General features: G+C 60.1%; 13 protein-coding genes. 9 read left to right on the forward strand and 4 right to left on the reverse strand.

What is annotated here, in order from left to right:
• Window positions 1-41 precede the first annotated feature (41 nt).
• Window positions 42-887, reverse strand: coding sequence for an arabinose operon transcriptional regulator AraC (araC, locus tag MKR05_RS22710; protein ID WP_004204301.1), 846 nt, complete (start codon window positions 885-887; stop codon window positions 42-44).
• 336 nt (window positions 888-1,223) lie between these two features.
• Between araC and araB the strand changes: the two genes are divergently transcribed.
• From araB to rluA, 6 genes are all read left to right on the forward strand, one after another.
• Window positions 1,224-2,933, forward strand: a complete 1,710-nt coding sequence (gene araB / locus MKR05_RS22715) for a ribulokinase (RefSeq protein ID WP_023291960.1) — start codon at window positions 1,224-1,226, stop codon at window positions 2,931-2,933.
• 10 nt (window positions 2,934-2,943) lie between these two features.
• Window positions 2,944-4,446: an L-arabinose isomerase gene (gene araA, locus MKR05_RS22720; protein ID WP_023291959.1), complete on the forward strand. Its 1,503-nt coding sequence runs from the start codon at window positions 2,944-2,946 to the stop codon at window positions 4,444-4,446.
• A 137-nt stretch (window positions 4,447-4,583) separates the two neighbouring features.
• Window positions 4,584-5,279, forward strand: coding sequence for an L-ribulose-5-phosphate 4-epimerase (gene araD / locus MKR05_RS22725; RefSeq protein ID WP_017901201.1), 696 nt, complete (start codon window positions 4,584-4,586; stop codon window positions 5,277-5,279).
• Between the two features lie 176 nt (window positions 5,280-5,455).
• Window positions 5,456-7,813 (forward strand): DNA polymerase II, encoded by a 2,358-nt coding sequence (gene polB / locus MKR05_RS22730; protein ID WP_049015401.1) that lies wholly within the window; start codon window positions 5,456-5,458, stop codon window positions 7,811-7,813.
• Window positions 7,814-8,000: 187 nt separating this feature from the next.
• Window positions 8,001-10,907 carry an RNA polymerase-associated protein RapA gene (gene rapA / locus MKR05_RS22735; protein ID WP_032453828.1) on the forward strand — a complete coding sequence of 969 codons (2,907 nt, stop codon included), beginning with the start codon at window positions 8,001-8,003 and terminating at the stop codon, window positions 10,905-10,907.
• Between the two features lie 11 nt (window positions 10,908-10,918).
• Complete coding sequence (gene rluA, locus MKR05_RS22740) at window positions 10,919-11,578, forward strand: bifunctional tRNA pseudouridine(32) synthase/23S rRNA pseudouridine(746) synthase RluA (protein ID WP_023291957.1); 660 nt, start codon at window positions 10,919-10,921, stop codon at window positions 11,576-11,578.
• Between the two features lie 42 nt (window positions 11,579-11,620).
• Here rluA and citX read toward each other — a convergent pair whose 3' ends face one another.
• Window positions 11,621-12,160, reverse strand: a complete 540-nt coding sequence (citX, locus tag MKR05_RS22745) for a citrate lyase holo-[acyl-carrier protein] synthase (protein WP_060591124.1) — start codon at window positions 12,158-12,160, stop codon at window positions 11,621-11,623.
• Between the two features lie 179 nt (window positions 12,161-12,339).
• Window positions 12,340-13,704 carry a 2-hydroxycarboxylate transporter family protein gene (locus MKR05_RS22750; RefSeq protein WP_101989206.1) on the reverse strand — a complete coding sequence of 455 codons (1,365 nt, stop codon included), beginning with the start codon at window positions 13,702-13,704 and terminating at the stop codon, window positions 12,340-12,342.
• A 323-nt stretch (window positions 13,705-14,027) separates the two neighbouring features.
• Between MKR05_RS22750 and MKR05_RS22755 the strand changes: the two genes are divergently transcribed.
• Together MKR05_RS22755 and MKR05_RS22760 are read left to right on the forward strand one after the other, a co-directional pair.
• The gene (locus MKR05_RS22755) at window positions 14,028-15,653 is read left to right on the forward strand and encodes a sensor histidine kinase (RefSeq protein WP_048336386.1); all 1,626 of its coding nucleotides are present in this window, start codon (window positions 14,028-14,030) and stop codon (window positions 15,651-15,653) included.
• A complete protein-coding gene (locus MKR05_RS22760) occupies window positions 15,643-16,341 on the forward strand; it encodes a response regulator (protein WP_023291954.1) in 699 nt (232 codons plus the stop codon). Before MKR05_RS22755 ends, MKR05_RS22760 begins: the two co-directional genes overlap by 11 nt.
• 31 nt (window positions 16,342-16,372) lie before the next feature.
• On the opposite strand, the gene djlA is transcribed toward MKR05_RS22760, so the two are convergent.
• Window positions 16,373-17,200, reverse strand: a complete 828-nt coding sequence (gene djlA / locus MKR05_RS22765; RefSeq protein ID WP_284118747.1) for a co-chaperone DjlA — start codon at window positions 17,198-17,200, stop codon at window positions 16,373-16,375.
• Window positions 17,201-17,443: 243 nt separating this feature from the next.
• On the opposite strand from djlA, the gene lptD reads away from it, so the two are divergent.
• The gene (lptD, locus tag MKR05_RS22770) at window positions 17,444-19,792 is read left to right on the forward strand and encodes an LPS assembly protein LptD (protein ID WP_032429098.1); all 2,349 of its coding nucleotides are present in this window, start codon (window positions 17,444-17,446) and stop codon (window positions 19,790-19,792) included.
• Window positions 19,793-19,845 lie beyond the last annotated feature (53 nt).

Below are 19,845 nucleotides of genomic sequence, written 5' to 3' on the forward strand. Positions count from 1 at the left end.
TGTGACATTTAAGCGGGTCATCATTTCACTTTCTTTACTTTTTATTCACATCCCGCGCGGAATTCGCTCGGGCTGGCGCCGGTGCATTTTTTGAACACGCGGGAAAAATAGAGCTGATCTTCAAAGCCGACGTTGCGCCCGACGGTGGCGATCGGCATCCGCGTGGTGCTCAGCAACAGTTTGGCCTGGCTGATACGCTGGTCCTCCCGCCAGCCGAGGACGCTGATCCCCAGCTGCTGGCGGAACAGGTGCGACAGGCGCGAGGGCGACAGGCAGACGTGCTGGGCGACGCTGGCGATATCAAAATGGCTGTCCGCCAGATGGTCGCTGATGTACTGGCAGGCGTCGCGCACCCGGTTATCCAGCGGCGGATGCAGCGATTCGTTGATCGCCTCCATCCGCCGCAACAGGAGCTGTTCCAGCAGATTAATCGCCAGCAGTTCGGAATAGCGCCCCGCCCCTTGCCCGGCATCGACGATCTGGCCGAACAGCTCGCCAAAGCGCGCCTGCCACTGCTCGTCCGGACGGAAAAAGCCGGTCTGGGCGAAGATCGTCGGCCAGTTGAGCCACTCGTGCCAGTAGGCGCGCGGGCGGAAGTAGACCCACTGGTGATACCACTCGCTGGCGTCGGGATGGCGGCCGTAGTGATGGATCTCCCCCGGCGGGAACAGCAGCATATCGCCCGGCCGGCAGACAAACTGCTCGCCGTGGTTGTTGATCACCCCCTCGCCGCGGATCGTCAGGTTGAGGATATAGCCTTTCATACCCAGCGGGCGGTCGATAAAGAAATCCAGGTATCCCTGCGCCTCAATCGGCGTCAGGCCGGTGACCAGATGAGCGTTAAAAGAGTAGCCCGGCAGCAGCGGATCGTTTTGCGTTTCGGCCATACGCGTGGTTCTCCCGAAGGTATTAGTGACACCAATTGTCCATATTCATCATTTTATCGCTCTCGGCCCTGTCACGACTGCGACGGCGGTGGAAATTTCGCTAAAAAGCCGCACAGCAAGCGAAAAAAGCGCCAGCAGCGTGCATTCCACCGGGATATGCCGGGTAACAAAAGTGTCTATAAATACGGCAGGAAAGTCCACATCGAATATTTGCACGGCGTCACACTTTGCGAGGTGACAGCAAAATAATCCATAAGATTAGCGAATCCGGCCTGACGGATTTTGCCGGGGATATCTACTGTTGCTGCATGAATGATTTCTGCATGGAGTAACAAGATGGCAATTGCGATTGGCCTCGACTTTGGTAGTGACTCAGTCCGCGCCCTGGCGGTGGAATGCGCGTCCGGCGCAGAACTGGCGGCAAGCGTGGAGTGGTATCCGCGCTGGCGGGAAGGACAGTATTGCGATGGCGCGAACAACCGCTTCCGCCACCACCCGCGAGATTACATCGAGTCCATGGAAGCGGCGCTGAAAAGCGTACTTGCCTCCCTGAGCGCCGAACAGCGCGCCGACGTCGTGGGCATTGGCGTCGACAGCACCGGCTCAACCCCGGCTCCCGTTGATGCCGAGGGTAACGTGCTGGCGCTGCGCGAAGAATTCGCTGACAACCCTAACGCCATGTTTGTCCTGTGGAAGGATCATACCGCGGTCGAGGAAGCCGAGGCGATCACCCGCCTGTGCCACCAGCCGGGCAAAGAGGATTACTCGCGCTATATCGGCGGGATCTACTCCAGCGAATGGTTCTGGGCAAAAATCCTCCACGTCACCCGGGAAGATAGCGCCGTCGCCCAGGCAGCCGCCTCGTGGGTGGAGCTTTGCGACTGGGTGCCCGCCCTGCTCTCCGGCACTACGCGTCCGCAGGATCTGCGCCGCGGCCGCTGCAGCGCCGGGCATAAATCGCTGTGGCATGAGAGCTGGGGCGGGCTGCCGCCGGCCAGCTTCTTCGATGAGCTTGATCCCATCATTAACCAGCATCTGGCCTGGCCGCTGTTCACCGATACCTGGACGGCCGATGTGCCGGTCGGCACGCTAAGCGCAGAGTGGGCCCAGCGCCTGGGTCTGTCGCAGACCGTGGCCATCTCCGGCGGCGCCTTCGACTGTCATATGGGCGCCGTTGGCGCTGGCGCGCAGCCTAACGCGCTGGTGAAAGTCATCGGCACCTCCACCTGCGACATTCTGATTGCCGATAAAGAGAGCGTCGGCGACCGCACGGTCAAAGGCATCTGCGGCCAGGTCGACGGCAGCGTGGTCCCGCACTTTATCGGTATGGAGGCAGGCCAGTCCGCCTTCGGCGATATTTACGCCTGGTTTGGGCGCATCCTCGGCTGGCCGCTGGAACAGCTGGCCCAGCAGCATCCGGAATTACGCGAACAAATCAAAGCCAGCCAAAAACAGTTACTGCCGGCGCTCACCGAAGCCTGGGCCAGTAACCCATCGCTCGATCATCTGCCGGTAGTGCTGGACTGGTTCAACGGCCGCCGCACGCCGAATGCCAACCAGCGCCTGAAAGGGGTGATCACCGACCTTAACCTGGCCACCGACGCGCCGGCGCTATTCGGCGGACTGATCGCCGCCACCGCCTTCGGTGCCCGCGCCATTATGGAGTGCTTCACCGAGCAGGGGATCCCGGTTAACAACGTCATGGCCCTCGGCGGTATCGCACGGAAAAACCAGGTCATCATGCAGGCCTGCTGCGACGTGCTGAACCGCCCGCTGCAGATTGTCGCCTCCGATCAGTGCTGTGCGCTGGGGGCGGCTATCTTCGCCGCCGTCGCCGCCGGCGTCTATGAGGATATTCCAGCCGCCCAGCAGCGGATGGCAAGCCAGGTGGAAACCACCCTGCAGCCACGCCCGGCGCAGGCGCAACGTTTCGAACAACTCTATCAGCGCTACCAGCAGTGGTCGGTCAGCGCCGAACAACACTATCTCCCTTCGGCTGCAAAGGCGGAAAAAGCCCCGCAATCTCAGGCAGCGCTCACCCATTAAGGATACGAAAATGACGATTTTTGATAACTATGAAGTATGGTTCGTTATTGGCAGCCAACATCTCTACGGCCCGGAAGCCCTGCGCCAGGTGACGAAGCATGCCGAACATGTGGTGAACAGCCTGAATGCGGAAGCCAAACTGCCGTGCAAACTGGTCCTCAAGCCGCTGGGCACTACCCCGGACGAGATCACCCATATCTGCCGCGACGCCAACTACGATGACAAATGCGCCGGGTTAGTGGTCTGGCTGCATACCTTCTCGCCGGCAAAAATGTGGATCAACGGCCTGACCATCCTCAACAAGCCGCTGCTGCAGTTCCATACGCAGTACAATGCCGCGCTGCCGTGGGACAGCATCGATATGGACTTTATGAACCTGAACCAGACCGCGCACGGCGGCCGCGAGTTCGGCTTCATCGGCGCCCGTATGCGCCAGCAGCACAGCGTGGTGACCGGCCACTGGCAGGATAAAGAGGCCCACCAGCGCATCGGCGGCTGGATGCGCCAGGCGGTCTCCAGACAGGATACCCGTCATCTGAAAGTGTGCCGTTTCGGCGATAACATGCGTGAAGTGGCGGTGACCGACGGCGATAAAGTCGCGGCGCAGATCAAGTTTGGCTTCTCAGTGAACACCTGGGCGGTCGGCGATCTGGTGCAGGTGGTCAACAGCGTCAGCGACGGCGATATCAGCGCGCTGGTCGATGAATACGAGAGCAGCTACCGTCTGACCCCGGCGGCGCAGGTTCACGGCGACAAGCGCCAGAACGTGCTGGACGCCGCGCGCATTGAGCTGGGGATGAAACGCTTCCTCGAACAGGGCGGTTTCCACGCCTTTACCACCACCTTTGAAGATCTCCACGGCCTGAAACAGCTCCCGGGTCTCGCCGTACAGCGCCTGATGCAGCAGGGCTACGGCTTTGCCGGCGAGGGCGACTGGAAAACCGCCGCTCTGCTTCGCATCATGAAGGTGATGTCAACTGGTCTGCAGGGCGGCACCTCCTTTATGGAGGATTACACCTACCACTTCGACAATGGCAACGATCTGGTGCTCGGCTCGCACATGCTGGAAGTGTGCCCGACGATCGCCACCGCCGAGAAACCGATCCTCGACGTCCAGCCGCTGGGCATCGGCGGCAAAGCGGATCCGGCGCGCCTGATCTTCAATACCCAGACCGGCCCGGCGATTGTCGCCAGCCTGATCGACCTGGGAGACCGCTTCCGTCTGCTGGTCAACACCATTGAAACCGTCCCGACGCCGCACGATCTGCCGAAGCTGCCGGTGGCCAACGCCCTGTGGAAAGCGCAGCCGGATCTGCGTACCGCTTCGGAAGCCTGGATCATCGCCGGCGGCGCGCACCATACCGTCTTCAGCCATGCGCTGAACCTCGACGATATGCGCCAGTTCGCCGAGCTGAATGATATCGAGCTGACCGTCATCGACAACGATACCCGTCTGCCGGCCTTCAAAGACGCGCTGCGCTGGAATGAAGTCTATTACGGTTCAAAACGCTAAAAGGTCGTCCCCTCACCCTCCCCCTTTCCCCGCCGGGGAGAGGGTACCGGCCGGGCGCGATGCCGCCTTTCTCTCTCTCCCGCCGGGAGAGGGCCGGGGTGAGGGATACCCGACTCGCCTGCTATTCGGAGCACACTATGTTAGAAGATCTTAAACGCCAGGTTCTGGAAGCCAACTTAGCGCTGCCGCAGCATAATCTGGTGACCTTAACCTGGGGCAACGTCAGCGCCGTCGACCGCGACCAGGGCGTTCTGGTTATCAAACCCTCCGGCGTGGATTATCGCGTAATGACCGCCGACGATATGGTGGTGGTCAGTCTGGAGAGCGGCGAAGTGGTGGAGGGTAAGAAGAAGCCCTCGTCGGATACCCCGACCCATCGCCTGCTGTATCAGGCTTTCCCGACGCTGGGCGGCATTGTGCATACCCATTCGCGCCACGCCACCATCTGGGCGCAGGCCGGGCAAGCTATTCCGGCGACCGGCACCACCCACGCCGACTATTTCTATGGTCCGGTGCCCTGCACCCGGCTGATGACCGATGCGGAGATCAATGGCGAATACGAATGGGAAACCGGCAAGGTGATTGTTGAAACCTTCCGCCAGCGCGAGATCGACCCGGCGCAGATGCCTGGCGTGCTGGTTCATTCCCACGGCCCGTTCGCATGGGGTAAAAATGCCGAAGACGCGGTGCATAACGCCATCGTGCTGGAAGAGATCGCGTATATGGGCATCTTCTGCCGCCAGCTGGCGCCGCAGCTGCCGGATATGCAGCAGACCCTGCTGGATAAGCACTATCTGCGTAAGCACGGGGCTAAAGCCTACTACGGCCAATAATCACCCTGCTCGCGCTGCGCCTGGCAGGGCTACGGCTCTGCCGCGTCGGGTAGCCCGGATAAGCGCGCAAGCCGAAATCCGGCGCCACCTTAGCGCCGAGTACCTGTATAAAACCCCAGCACCCCCTGAGAAACCAGGCTATAATCAGGCCTGGTTTTTTATCGTTGAGAGCACCCGTGACCCAGCCACGAGCAGGTTTTTTACTCACCCGTCACTGGCGGGACACTCCGCAAGGCACCGAGCTGTCCTTCTGGCTGGCCACCGACGACGGTCCGCTGCAGGTCACGCTGCCGCCGCAGGAGTCCGTCGCCTTTATCCCCGCCGCGCAGCGGGCGCAGGCTGAGCGACTGCTGCAGGGTGAGAAAGGCTTCCGCTTCGCCCCGCTGGCCCTGAAAGATTTCCACCGCCAGCCGGTGGTCGGCCTCTACTGCCGCGCCCATCGTCAATTGATGCGTCTGGAGAAGATTCTCCGCGACAGCGGCGTAACCCTCTATGAGGGCGATATCCGTCCGCCGGAGCGCTACCTGATGGAGCGCTTTATTACCGCCCCGGTGTGGGTGGAAGGCGAAACGCGTGGCCCGCATCTGGTCAACGCGCGCATGAAACCCCATCCTGACTATCGCCCGCCGCTGAAATGGGTGTCGCTGGATATCGAAACCAGCCGTCACGGCGAGCTGTACTGCATCGGCCTGGAAGGCTGCGGTCAGCGGGTGGTCTACATGCTGGGCCCCGAACCGGAAACGCCGCCAGACGTCGATTTCGATCTGGTCTACGTCGCCAGTCGCCCCCTGCTGCTGGAAAAGCTCAACGCCTGGTTTGCCGATCACGACCCCGACGTGCTGATCGGCTGGAACGTGGTGCAGTTCGATCTGCGCGTCCTGCAAAAACATGCCGAACGCTATCGTATCCCGCTGCGGCTCGGCCGCGGCAACAGCGAGCTGGAGTGGCGCGAGCACGGCTTTAAGAACGGCGTCTTCTTCGCCCAGGCCAACGGCCGGCTGATTATCGACGGTATCGAGGCGCTGAAATCGGCGTTCTGGAATTTCTCCTCCTTTTCGCTGGAGGCGGTGGCGCGCGAGCTGTTGGGCGAAGGCAAAGCCATCGACAACCCGTGGGATCGGATGGACGAGATCGATCGCCGCTTCCATGACGATAAACCGGCGCTGGCCATCTATAACCTACAGGACTGCGAGCTGGTGACGCGGATCTTCCACAAAACGGAGATCATGCCGTTTCTGCTCGAACGAGCGACGGTCAACGGCCTGCCCGCCGATCGCCACGGCGGCTCGGTCGCCGCCTTCAGCCACCTCTATTTTCCGCGCATGCACCGCCTGGGCTACGTGGCGCCGAACCTCGGCGACGTGCCGCCGCAGGCGAGCCCCGGCGGCTATGTGATGGACTCCCGCCCCGGCCTGTATGACTCGGTGCTGGTCCTGGACTACAAGAGCCTGTATCCGTCGATCATTCGCACCTTTTTAATCGATCCGGTCGGCCTGGTGGAGGGTCTGGCGCAGCCCGATGACCAGCACAGCATTGAGGGCTTCCTCGGCGCCCGCTTCTCGCGAGACAAGCACTGCCTGCCGGGGATTGTCAGCCAGATCTGGCATGGCCGCGATGAAGCCAAGCGCCGGCACAATAAGCCGCTCTCCCAGGCGCTGAAGATCATCATGAACGCCTTTTACGGCGTACTGGGCACCAGCGCCTGCCGCTTCTTCGACCCGCGTCTCGCCTCGTCGATAACCATGCGCGGCCACGCGATCATGCGTCAGACCAAAGCGTTAATTGAAGCCAAAGGCTATGACGTTATCTACGGCGACACCGACTCCACCTTCGTCTGGCTTAAGCGCCCGCACAGCGAAGCGCAGGCGGCGGAGATTGGCCGGACGCTGGTGAACGATGTCAACGCCTGGTGGGCGCAGGAGCTTGGCAAAAGCCAGCTTACCAGCGCCCTGGAGCTGGAATACGAAACCCACTTCTGCCGTTTTCTGATGCCGACGATCCGCGGCGCCGATACCGGCAGCAAGAAGCGTTACGCCGGCATGATTCAGGAGGGCGACGGCCAGCGCATGGTTTTCAAAGGGCTGGAAACGGTGCGCACCGACTGGACGCCGCTGGCCCAGCAGTTTCAGCAGGAGCTGTACCTGCGCATCTTCCGCAACCAGCCGTATCAGGATTATGTGCGGGAGACTATCGCCAGGCTGATGAACGGCGAGCTCGATGAGCAGCTGGTTTATCGCAAACGCCTGCGCCGGCCGCTGGCGGAGTATCAGCGCAACGTGCCACCTCATGTGCGCGCCGCGAGGCTTGCCGATGAGCACAACCTGAAGCGGGGTCGGGCGCAGCAGTATCAGCAGCGCGGCACCATCAAATACGTCTGGACCACCGGCGGCCCGGAACCGGTGGATTATCAACAATCGCCGCTCGATTACGACCACTATTTGTCAAAGCAGCTGCAGCCGGTGGCGGAAGGGATCCTGCCCTTCGTCAACGACGACTTTGCTACAATAGTGACAGGACAGCTGGGGCTATTTTGATTTTTTCACACCCATTCTGCGGGCGCAGAAGCCTGAAAATGAACCGTGAGGAGGACGTGACGAACGTTCTGCCATCCAGTAATATAGCGCCCTTTCCATTCCTGGCCCCAATTTTGACGCATCTCCGGTTGTACATGGGGATGATCAACTATTGCCTGCAATTAAAGAACTAAAGAGCCGAACATATATGCCTTTTACACTTGGTCAACGCTGGATTAGCGACACAGAGAGCGAACTAGGATTAGGGACGGTGGTAGCGCTGGATGCGCGCATGGTCACTCTCCTCTTCCCCGCCATCGGCGAAAACCGTCTGTACTCACGCAACGATTCTCCGATCACTCGCGTGATGTTTAACCCGGGCGACACCATTACCAGCCACGAAGGCTGGCAGCTCCACGTTGACAAAGTGCATGAAGAGAACGGGCTGCTGTCCTACACCGGCACCCGCCTCGATACCCAGGAAGCGAACGTCACCCTGCGTGAAGTGCTGCTCGACAGCAAACTGGTGTTCAGCAAGCCGCAGGACCGCCTGTTCGCCGGCCAAATCGACCGCATGGACCGCTTTGCCCTGCGCTACCGCGCGCGCAAGTTCCAGAGCGAGCAGTACCGCATGCCGTGGAGCGGCCTGCGCGGCCAGCGCACCAGCCTGATCCCGCATCAGCTGAACATCGCCCACGATGTGGGTCGTCGTCACGCTCCGCGCGTCCTGCTGGCCGATGAAGTGGGCTTAGGTAAAACCATCGAAGCCGGGATGATCCTGCACCAGCAGCTGCTCTCCGGCGCCGCCGAGCGCGTACTGATTGTGGTCCCGGAAACCCTTCAGCACCAGTGGCTGGTGGAGATGCTGCGCCGCTTCAACCTGCGCTTCTCGCTGTTTGACGACGAGCGCTACGCCGAAGCGCAGCATGACGCCTATAACCCGTTTGAAACCGAACAGCTGGTGATCTGCTCTTTAGACTTCGTGCGCCGCAGCAAGCAGCGTCTGGAGCATCTGTGCGACGCCGAGTGGGACCTGATGGTGGTCGATGAAGCGCACCACCTGGTGTGGAGCGAAGAGGCGCCGAGCCGCGAATATCAAGCCATTGAACAGCTGGCCGAGCGCGTGCCGGGCATTCTGCTGCTGACCGCGACGCCGGAACAGCTGGGGATGGAGAGCCACTTTGCGCGCCTGCGCCTGCTGGATCCGAACCGCTTCCACGATTTCGCGCAGTTTGTCGAAGAACAGCAGAACTACCGTCCGGTGGCCGACGCCGTCGCCCTGCTGCTGGCGGGCAACAAGCTGAGCGATAACGAACTCAATACCCTCGGCGATCTGATCGGCGAGCAGGATATCGAGCCGCTGCTGCAGGCCGCCAACAGCGATCGCGAAGACGCCCAGGCCGCGCGCCAGGAGCTGGTCTCGATGCTGATGGACCGCCACGGCACCAGCCGCGTGCTGTTCCGTAACACCCGTAACGGCGTCAAAGGTTTCCCGAAACGCGAGCTGCACACCATTCGCCTGCCGCTGCCGACCCAGTACCAGACGGCCATCAAAGTGTCCGGCATCATGGGCGCCCGCAAAACCGCGGAAGAGCGCGCGCGCGACATGCTCTATCCGGAGCAGATCTATCAGGAATTTGAAGGCGATACCGGCACCTGGTGGAACTTCGACCCGCGCGTCGAGTGGCTGATGGGCTACCTGACCAGCCACCGTTCGCAGAAGGTGCTGGTGATCTGCGCCAAGGCCGCCACCGCGCTGCAGCTGGAGCAGGTGCTGCGCGAGCGCGAAGGTATCCGCGCCGCCGTGTTCCATGAAGGAATGTCGATTATCGAACGCGACCGCGCCGCGGCGTGGTTTGCCGAAGAAGACACCGGCGCCCAGGTGCTGCTGTGCTCTGAGATCGGTTCCGAAGGACGCAACTTCCAGTTCGCCAGCAATCTGGTGATGTTCGATCTGCCGTTTAACCCGGATCTGCTGGAGCAGCGTATCGGCCGCCTCGACCGTATCGGCCAGGCGCACGATATCCAGATCCACGTCCCGTACCTGGAAAAGACCGCGCAGTCGGTGCTGGTGCGCTGGTACCACGAAGGTCTCGACGCCTTCGAGCATACCTGCCCGACCGGACGGACCGTTTACGACAGCGTCCATGACGAGCTGATCAACTACCTTGCGGCGCCGGAATCCACCGACGGCTTTGACGATCTGATCAAGTCCTGCCGCCAGCAGCATGACGCCCTGAAAGCGCAGCTGGAGCAGGGCCGCGACCGTCTGCTGGAGATCCACTCCAACGGCGGCGAGAAAGCCCAGGCCCTGGCGGAGAGCATCGAAGAGCAGGATGACGACACCAGCCTGATCGCCTTCTCGATGAACCTGTTCGATATCGTCGGCATCAACCAGGACGACCGCGGCGAAAACCTGATCGTCCTCACCCCTTCCGACCATATGCTGGTCCCGGACTTCCCGGGTCTGCCGGAGGACGGCTGCACTATCACCTTCGAGCGTGACGTGGCGCTGTCGCGTGAAGACGCGCAGTTCATCACCTGGGAGCACCCGCTGATCCGCAACGGCCTCGACCTGATCCTCTCCGGCGATACCGGCAGCAGCACCATTTCCCTGCTGAAGAACAAGGCGCTGCCGGTCGGCACTCTGCTGCTGGAGCTGATCTACGTGGTCGAAGCGCAGGCGCCGAAGCAGCTGCAGCTCAACCGCTTCCTGCCGGCGACCCCGGTTCGCATGCTGCTGGATAAAAACGGCAACAACCTCGCCGGCCAGGTGGAGTTTGAAAGCTTCAACCGCCAGCTGAGCGCGGTCAATCGCCACACCGGCAGCAAGCTGGTCAACGCGGTTCAACAGGACGTTCACGCCATTCTGCAGCAGGGCGAAGCGCAGATCGCCAAGGCGGCGCAGGGGCTGATCGACGCGGCGCGTAGCGAAGCCGACGATAAGCTGACGGCGGAACTCTCCCGTCTGGAAGCGCTGAAGGCGGTCAACCCGAACATCCGTGACGACGAACTGGCGGCGATTGAAAGTAACCGCCAGCAGGTGCTGGAGGCGCTGGGACAGGCCGGATGGCGTCTGGACGCGCTGCGTCTGATCGTCGTCACTCACCAGTAACGGAACGCAAAATGGCGATGGAAAACTACAATCCGCCGCAGGATCCCTGGCTGGTGATCCTGTATCAGGATGAGCACATCATGGTGGTCAACAAGCCGAGCGGCTTGTTGTCCGTGCCGGGTCGTCTTGATGAACATAAAGACAGCGTGATGACGCGCATTCAGCGCGACTTCCCGCAGGCCGAATCGGTGCATCGCCTTGATATGGCCACCAGCGGCGTGATTGTGGTGGCGCTGAATAAGGCGGCGGAACGCGAACTGAAGCGTCAGTTCCGCGAGCGCGAGCCGAAGAAGCAGTACATCGCCCGCGTCTGGGGCCATCCGCAGCCGGCGGAGGGCCTGGTAGATTTACCGCTGATTTGCGACTGGCCGAACCGGCCAAAGCAGAAGGTGTGTTATGAAACCGGCAAAGCGGCGCAAACCGAGTATGAGGTGCTGGAGTACGCGGAAGATAACACCGCCCGCGTGCGCTTGAAGCCGATTACCGGACGGTCGCACCAGCTGCGCGTGCATATGCTGGCGCTGGGGCATCCGATCCTTGGCGACCGCTTTTACGCCACGCCTGAGGCGCTGGCGATGGCCCCGCGCCTGCTGCTGCACGCCGAGACGCTCACCATTACCCACCCCGCCTACGGCAACGCGATGACCTTCCGCGCGCCGATCGACTTTTAGGATCTCCCCGGCAGCGCTTTGCCGCCGGGGAATACTGACCCGTTAATCGCGGGCAAACCACGCGTCAATCATCTGCTCAACGCGGGCAACGACGAGATCGGTGTCGTGACGACGGCTGCGCGCGCAGGCGTGCGCCGGCTCATCGCACAGCAGGCAGCGGCGCTGCGACTCGCCCAGCGACTGGCGTCCCACCTGCCCGTTCTGCGGACAGATCACATCGATATCCCACAAGCGTCCCAGCGGATGGCTCTGCTCCAGCGTACTGCACATCGCTTTGATTTCGCTGGCCGGGTGCGCCACGCACCACAGCGCTTCAGGCCCGGTCGGCAGCCACAGCACCTGACGATCCAGCGTTTGCCAGCGGTGCTTCCACAGCAGTTGATCGCAGGCCTGGAGGGCTACGCCCATCATGTTGCGATAGCGAATGCTGTCCTTCACCGCCCCGGGGGTCACCAGGGTCAGGGAAATAACAGGCTGCTGATAATGGGCCAACCAGTCGGCCTGGCGGGCTGCACGCTGCTCTTTCGCCGCCAGCAATGCGTCGATGCTGACGCCCGCCTGGGCGGGAGTATCCACTGACATTAATTCCTCTCCTACATATGATAAATGCGACAGCGCCTGGACTGTCATGATGATGGTTGCGATAGCCGATCGCGCGCTGATTGTAACGCTAAATGCGGAGCATTTAGGATACAGAACGCAGATATTTTCGGCGTTCTGTAGCGGAAAATAGCAGGTTTATCGCTGAGCGTAGCGTTATATCACGCCAGATAGTGGCTGAGGAACAGCAACCCCAGCGAGACATTTATCGCCCCGCCAATCCGGGTAGCGATCTGCGCGAACGGCATCAGGCTCATGCGGTTGCCGGCGGTCAGGATCGCCACATCGCCGGTGCCGCCCTGCCCGCTCTGGCAACAGGAGACAATCGCCACATCGATCGGGTGCATCCCTATCTTTTTACCGACCAGGAAACCGGTCGCCACCAGCGCGGAGACGGTGCTGACGATCACCAGCAGGTTGGTGAAGGTGAAGGCGTTCACCAGCTCCTGCCACGGGGTGATCGCCACGCCGACGGCAAAGAGGATCGGGTAGGTGACCGCGGTGCGGAAGAATTTATACACCATCTGCGATCCCTCCTGCAGGCGCGGAGAAACCACATTAGCCAGCTTTAACAGCACCGCGAGAAACAGCATGCCCACCGGCGCCGGCAGACCAATCAGTTTGTGGCCGAGCATCCCCATCATATACAGCAGCACCGCCAGCAGCGCGCCGGAGGCCAGCGTCCCGACGTCGGTTTTGCCGCTCACGCCTTCGCTCTCGCCGAGGCTGCGGGTTTCATGGCTGCGGTTCGGCATCAGCTGCCCTTCGCCGGTCAGATGCGGGAAGCGCTTGCCGAGCTGGTTGAGGCAGCCGGAGATGACGATCGCCGTCAGGCTGCCGAGCATCACCATCGGCAACACCCGGCCCAGGGCCACTCCCTGCTCCATATGCATCAGCGCGGCGTAGCCCATCGACAGCGGGATCGCCCCTTCCCCTACGCCGCCGGCCATGATCGGCAGCACGATAAAGAAGAACACCTGGAACGGCTCCATGCCCAAGAGCGTGCCGACGCCGATGCCCACCAGCATGCCGACCACCTCGCCGCACAGCATTGGGAAGAAGATCTTCAGGAAGCCCTGAATCAGGGTGGTGCGGTTCATACTCATGATGCTGCCGACGATAATGCAGCAGATATAGAGATAGAGGATGTTGGTGGATTTATAGAATTTGGTGGTGGAATCAACGACCACATCCGGCAGCAGGCCGTAATGGACCAGCGCGGAAGGAATAAAAGTGGCGCAGATCGCCGCCGCGCCGAGTTTTCCCAGCACCGGCAGGCGTTTGCCAAACTCGCCGCAGGCGAAGCCAAAGAAAGCCAGCGTAGCCACCATCACCACGATATCGCTCGGCAGTTTACCGCCAAGGCAGTCGAGAGCGATCAGCCCCCCGGCCAGCAGAAACAGCGGCAGCGGGACGATCCCTACCTTCCAGTTATCCATGATGTGCCACCAGCGCTGCCTAAGCGTGGTTTTCGGCGTATTGATCGGTTCAAGGGTTGCAGAGAATGCGTTGTCTGTGGTGCTCATAAATTCAGCCCTGTCGTTATTATTCATTTTCAGCGTAAAGGGACAGCGGCGTCGTTAATGTGAAGCTCCCCGAATTAAAAAAGAAGTTTTAATGGTCACTATGGTTTTTATGGTTTCTATTCGCTGATCCGCGCAGGGGTGATATATCTCTGATTTATTAACGTGGTTTTTATGGTTTTTATTTCCCGCCACGCGTTATTTCCGCCGCGACCACTGGCGGTAGCCCGCGCCTGCGCCGCTGATCACAACTTTCCCTTAACATTTACGTCACGTGACAGAAAAATGATAGAGTGCCGGTATGGTGAATACGTCGTCCGGGACCTATGAAATTATCTTTTCAATATAAGTTGTTTATTTCGCTGGTCGCTTTTTTCTCAGTCCTGTTTATCGCGCTGGGTATTTATTATTACTTTGACGCCAGCCGCCAGCTTTATCAGGAAATGAGCGCCAGGGCCAAAATTCAGGCCGAAGAGATAGCCCTGATGCCAAATTTACGTCAGCAGGTCAGCCGGCATGACCCACAGGCGATTCAGGCGTTTATGCAGCAAATCGCCGCCCATAGCGACGCCAGCTTTATCGTCATCGGCGACCGCCAGGGGATGCATCTGTTTCATTCCGTCCATCCGGAGTGGGTCGGCACGCGGCTGGTCGGCGGCGACAACCAGGCGGTACTGGAGGGAAAGTCCATTACCACCATTCGCAAAGGCGGCCTGGGCGTCTCGCTGCGCAGTAAAACGCCCATCATCGATGACGCGGGGCGGGTGATCGGCATTGTCTCCGTCGGCTACCTCACCAGCTATCTCGACAGCATTACCCTGAGCAAAGTGATCAATATTTTTATCGCCGCCGTCCTGCTGCTCACCGCCCTGTTTATCTTCTCCTGGTACTTTACCCGCAGCATCAAGAAACAGATTTTTTCACTCGAGCCGCGGGAGATAGGCCTGCTGGTGCGCCAGCAAAAGGCGATGATGGAGTCGATCTTTGAGGGGGTGATCGTCATCGATCGCCAGCGGCGCATTGAGGTGATTAACCATGCCGCCCGCAGCCTGCTGGGACTCAGCCAGCCCGCCCGTCAGCTGCGCGGCCAGTCCATCGACAGCGTGATTTCCCCGCAGCCCTTTTTCGCCAGCGGCGACATGCTTGAGCGCGACACCCATGATGAACTGTGCCGCTTCAACCAGTTGACCGTGCTCGCCAGTCGGGTGCGCATTATGCTGGAGAATACCCTGCAGGGCTGGGTGATTACCTTCCGTGACCGCAATGAAATCAATGCCCTCACCGCCCAGCTGAGCCAGGTGAAGCGCTATGTCGACAATCTTCGCATCATGCGCCACGAGCAGCTCAACCGGATGACCACCCTCTCCGGCCTGCTGCATATGGGCCATTATGACGAAGCGATCCGCTATATTCAGGCCCAGTCGGAGCATGCTCAGGAGCTACTGGACTTTATCTCCTCGCACTTCCACTCGCCGACGCTGTGCGGTCTGCTGCTCGGCAAAGCCACCCGCGCCCGCGAAAAAGGCGTGGCGCTGAGCTTCGACCCGGCCTGCCGCATTGACCGTCCGCTGCCGTCGCTGATGGAATCCGAACTGATCTCCATCATCGGCAACCTGCTGGATAACGCCATCGAAGCCACGCAGCGCGCCGAGCTTCCGCATGAGCCGGTGGAAGTTCTGATCCAGCTCAACGCCCGGGAGCTGATTATCGAAGTGGCCGACCGCGGCGTCGGCATCCGCCCCGATATCCGCGAGCGCATTTTTGAACGCGGCGTCACCACCAAAACCCGTGGCGATCACGGCATTGGTCTGTATCTTATTGAACATTATGTCACTCAGGCGGGCGGCACCATCGAAGTCGCCGATAACGCGCCGCGGGGAACGATCTTCACCCTGTTTATCCCGGCCGACGCGCCCGCCTGTCCGCAACCGGAGGCCCACGATGCATCATGACCTGGTCGATGTGCTAATCATTGAAGATGAGAGCGAGCTGGCGCGCCTGCACGCCGAGCTTGTGCAGAAACACCCGCGCCTGCGGCTGGCGGGCATGGCGGCCTCCCTCGCTCAGGCCCGTCAGTTGCTCCACGCCACGCCGCCGCAGCTGGTGCTGCTGGATAACTATTTGCCGGACGGCAAAGGGGTGACGCTGATGACCGACCCGGCGCTGGCGACCAGCCAATGCTCGGTGATCTTTATCACCGCCGCCAGCGATATGGAAACCTGCAGCCAGGCCATCCGCAACGGCGCCTTCGACTATATTCTTAAGCCGGTATCATGGAAGCGGCTGAGCCAGTCGCTGGAGCGTTTTATCCAGTTCTACGATCAGCAGCGGGAGTGGAAAATCGTCGATCAGCAGAACGTCGATTCCCTCTATCAACTGCAGGCGAAGAACTATCGTATGGATAGTGGCAGCAAAGGGATTGAAGAGAAAACGCTGGCGCTGGTGCAGGGTCTGTTTAGCGGCCGGGAAGCGCACTGCTTTTCCGTTGATGAGGTGGTCAGCGCCGCCGGGCTCAGCAAAACCACCGCCCGCCGCTATCTTGAACACGGCGTTGAGACCGGTTTTCTGGAGGTGGAGATGCTGTACGGAAAAATCGGCCATCCGCGGCGGCTGTATCGCCGCGCACAGGCCAAACGCTAACCCCCTCGCCGGGCGGGAGGGGCTGGAAGACTCAGAAGCCGCGCTGCTCTTTAATCAGCTCCCAGGCCTTCTGGATCTCCTGGGCTTTCTGTTTGGCCATCTCCATCATCTCCGGCGGCAGCCCTTTCGCCACCAGCTTGTCCGGATGGTGCTCGTTCATCAGCTTACGATAGGCGCGCTTCACCGTCGCCGCGTCGTCAGTCGGTTTCACCCCCAGCACGTTGCAGGCGTCCTCCAGCGTTGGACCGCGCTGCGCCTGCTGCCAGCCGGCGTTGCCGCCGTGCTGACCATAAGATTGCTGCTGCGAACCGCCGCCGAACTGGGCGCCGCCCTGCATCATTCGCAGGAATTGATCGAACTGGGCGCGGGAGATGCCAAGCTCATCGGCGATGACGAACAGCACTTCACGTTCGTTAGGGTGCAGTTCGCCGTCAGCGAACGCCGCCTGCAGCTGAATTTCCAGAAACATCCGAATCAGATCGAAGCGGCCAAAGCAGACGCTGCGCAGCTGGCGCATCTTCTCGCGCAGCGGATAATTGTCGGCCTTGCCGTCGCGAAACGCCTGCTGCGCCGCGGTGCGCGAAGCGCCGTGCAGATTCATGCGATCCATCAGCACATTGGCGACGTGAATATCCGCTTCGGTAACGCGGCCCTTGGACTTGGTCAGATGACCCATCACTTCAAAGGTGGTGGAAAAGAAGAGCGACTGACGCTCCTGCTGATTGGCGAAGAGATTAAACCGGCGGCTGCGCGCCCGGTCAAACATATGGCCGACCAGGAAGCCGAGCACCACGCCCCAGAACCCACCGCCCATCAGCAAAGCCACTGCCACGCCAATCACTTTACCCAAATACTGCATAGACTCCCCAACTGTTTGTCGCCGTTAAGCACGAATATGACCGCACGTTACCCGGCACTCGCGCCTCGGTCAATTGTGGGACATAGCCTATAATTTGCTTTATCATACTCGTCATTCAACAGGGTGCCTAACGCTCGGGCTCGAAACGGGCAGGATTAACACTAGCGTGATAAAGTTGAGTAAGTTAGGCTCTGACCGTTTGCAAGCCGCTGCCACAAGATGATGGAACAATAAATACAACGTATGAAAAAACGTATTCCCAGCCTCCTGGCTACGATGATTGCCAGCGCCTTGTATAGCCAACAAGGCCTCGCTGCCGATCTCGCAACGCAATGTATGCTTGGCGTGCCAAGCTATGATCGTCCGCTCGTGGAAGGTCGGCCTGGCGATCTGCCGGTGACGATTAACGCCGATCATGCGAAGGGCAACTACCCGGACAACGCCGTCTTTACCGGCAACGTCGATATTAACCAGGGGAATAGCCGCCTCCGCGCCGACGAAGTTCAGCTGCATCAGCAGCAGGCCGCGGGCCAGGCGCAGCCGGTGCGCACGGTGGACGCGCTGGGCAACGTGCACTACGACGATAACCAGGTGATCCTCAAAGGGCCAAAAGCCTGGTCGAATCTGAATACCAAAGATACCAACGTCTGGCAGGGCGATTATCAAATGGTCGGACGCCAGGGACGCGGCACCGCTGACCTGATGAAACAGCGCGGCGAAAACCGCTATACCATTCTGGAAAACGGCAGCTTTACCTCCTGTCTGCCGGGCTCCGACACCTGGAGCGTCGTGGGCAGCGAAGTTATCCACGATCGCGAAGAGCAAGTTGCCGAGATCTGGAACGCCCGCTTCAAGCTTGGCTCCGTGCCGATTTTCTATAGCCCCTACCTGCAGCTGCCGGTGGGCGATAAGCGTCGTTCAGGCTTCCTGATCCCGAACGCGAAATACAGCACCAAAAACGGCGTGGAATTCTCCCTGCCGTACTACTGGAACATCGCGCCAAACTTCGATGCCACTATCACCCCGCACTATATGAACAAGCGCGGCGGCGTGATGTGGGAAAACGAATTCCGCTATCTGACCCAGCTCGGCAGCGGCTTAACGGAGTTTGACTACCTGCCGTCGGATAAAGTCTACGAAGACGACCACTCCAGCGACAGCAACAGCCGCCGCTGGCTGTTCTATTGGAACCACTCCGGGGTTATCGATCAGGTGTGGCGTCTGAACGCTGACTACACCAAGGTCAGCGATCCTGACTACTTCAACGATTTCAGCTCGAAGTATGGTTCCAGTACCGACGGCTATGCGACGCAGAAATTCAGCGCCGGGTATGTCAATCAGAACTTTGACGCCACGGTCTCAACCAAGCAGTTCCAGGTCTTCGATCGGGAGTCGAGCAACTCCTACTCGGCTGAGCCGCAGCTCGACATCAACTACTACCAGAACGATGTCGGTCCGTTCGATACCCATCTGTACGGCCAGGTCGCCCATTTTGTTAACTCGAACAACAACATGCCGGAAGCGACCCGCGTTCACTTCGAACCGACGATCAACCTGCCGCTGTCCAACGGCTGGGGGAGTCTGAATACCGAAGCCAAGCTGCTGGCGACCCACTACCAGCAGAGCAATCTTGATAAGTACAACGCCGCCAACGGTACGGACTACAAAGAGTCCGTTAGCCGCGTGATGCCGCAGTTTAAAATCGACGGCAAAATGGTCTTTGAGCGCGACCTGCAGGAGGGATTCACCCAAACGCTGGAACCGCGCATGCAGTATCTGTACGTGCCGTACCGCGATCAGAGTGAAATCGGCAGCTACGACTCCACGCTGTTGCAGTCGGACTACACCGGCCTGTTCCGCGACCGTACCTATAGCGGTCTGGACCGCATCGCGTCGGCCAATCAGGTCACTACCGGTATCACCTCGCGCGTGTATGACGCCGCCGCGGTGGAACGTTTTAACATTTCCGTTGGTCAAATCTACTATTTCACCGAGTCACGCACCGGTGATGACAACATCAACTGGGAGAACAACGACACCACGGGTTCACTGGTATGGGCCGGCGACACCTACTGGCGCATTGCCGATAACTGGGGTCTGCGCGGCGGGATCCAGTACGATACGCGTCTGGATAACGTCGCAACCGGCAACGGCACCATTGAATACCGTCGCGATGAAAACCGCTTAGTCCAGCTTAACTATCGTTACGCCAGCCCGGAATATATTCAGGCCACGCTGCCGTCATATTCCACTGCGGCGCAATATAAAGAGGGTATCTCGCAGGTGGGGATGACCGCCAGCTGGCCGATCGTCGATCGCTGGTCCGTGGTCGGGGCCTACTACTACGATACCAATACCCGGAAAGCAGCAAACCAGATGTTGGGTGTCCAGTATAACTCCTGCTGCTACGCCATCCGTCTTGGCTACGAACGTAAAGTCAACGGTTGGGATAGCAACAACAATGGCGGCGAGAGCAAATACGACAACACCTTCGGAATCAATATCGAATTGCGCGGTCTGAGCTCTAATTACGGCCTCGGCACCCAGCAGATGCTGCGTTCGAACATTTTACCGTACCAGAGCTCCCTGTGATGCGGCTGGTTTACAACATCATCCGCATTTGCGGTTAATCGAAATGGAAAAAG

It is taken from the genome of Klebsiella sp. K5-204, assembly GCF_030128585.1.
Classification (GTDB): Bacteria; Pseudomonadota; Gammaproteobacteria; order Enterobacterales; family Enterobacteriaceae; genus Klebsiella; species Klebsiella quasipneumoniae.

Excerpts from the sequence above, each read along its gene's own strand:
- rapA (WP_032453828.1), top strand. The coding sequence starts at position 8,001 with ATGCCTTTTACACTTGGTCAACGCTGGATTAGCGACACAGAGAGCGAA.
- araB (WP_023291960.1), top strand. The coding sequence starts at position 1,224 with ATGGCAATTGCGATTGGCCTCGACTTTGGTAGTGACTCAGTCCGCGCC.
- MKR05_RS22755 (WP_048336386.1), top strand. The coding sequence starts at position 14,028 with ATGAAATTATCTTTTCAATATAAGTTGTTTATTTCGCTGGTCGCTTTT.
- araA (WP_023291959.1), top strand. The coding sequence starts at position 2,944 with ATGACGATTTTTGATAACTATGAAGTATGGTTCGTTATTGGCAGCCAA.
- rluA (WP_023291957.1), top strand. The coding sequence starts at position 10,919 with ATGGCGATGGAAAACTACAATCCGCCGCAGGATCCCTGGCTGGTGATC.
- MKR05_RS22760 (WP_023291954.1), top strand. The coding sequence starts at position 15,643 with ATGCATCATGACCTGGTCGATGTGCTAATCATTGAAGATGAGAGCGAG.
- djlA (WP_284118747.1), bottom strand. The coding sequence starts at position 17,200 with ATGCAGTATTTGGGTAAAGTGATTGGCGTGGCAGTGGCTTTGCTGATG.
- araD (WP_017901201.1), top strand. The coding sequence starts at position 4,584 with ATGTTAGAAGATCTTAAACGCCAGGTTCTGGAAGCCAACTTAGCGCTG.
- citX (WP_060591124.1), bottom strand. The coding sequence starts at position 12,160 with ATGTCAGTGGATACTCCCGCCCAGGCGGGCGTCAGCATCGACGCATTG.
- lptD (WP_032429098.1), top strand. The coding sequence starts at position 17,444 with ATGAAAAAACGTATTCCCAGCCTCCTGGCTACGATGATTGCCAGCGCC.
- araC (WP_004204301.1), bottom strand. The coding sequence starts at position 887 with ATGGCCGAAACGCAAAACGATCCGCTGCTGCCGGGCTACTCTTTTAAC.
- MKR05_RS22750 (WP_101989206.1), bottom strand. The coding sequence starts at position 13,704 with ATGAGCACCACAGACAACGCATTCTCTGCAACCCTTGAACCGATCAAT.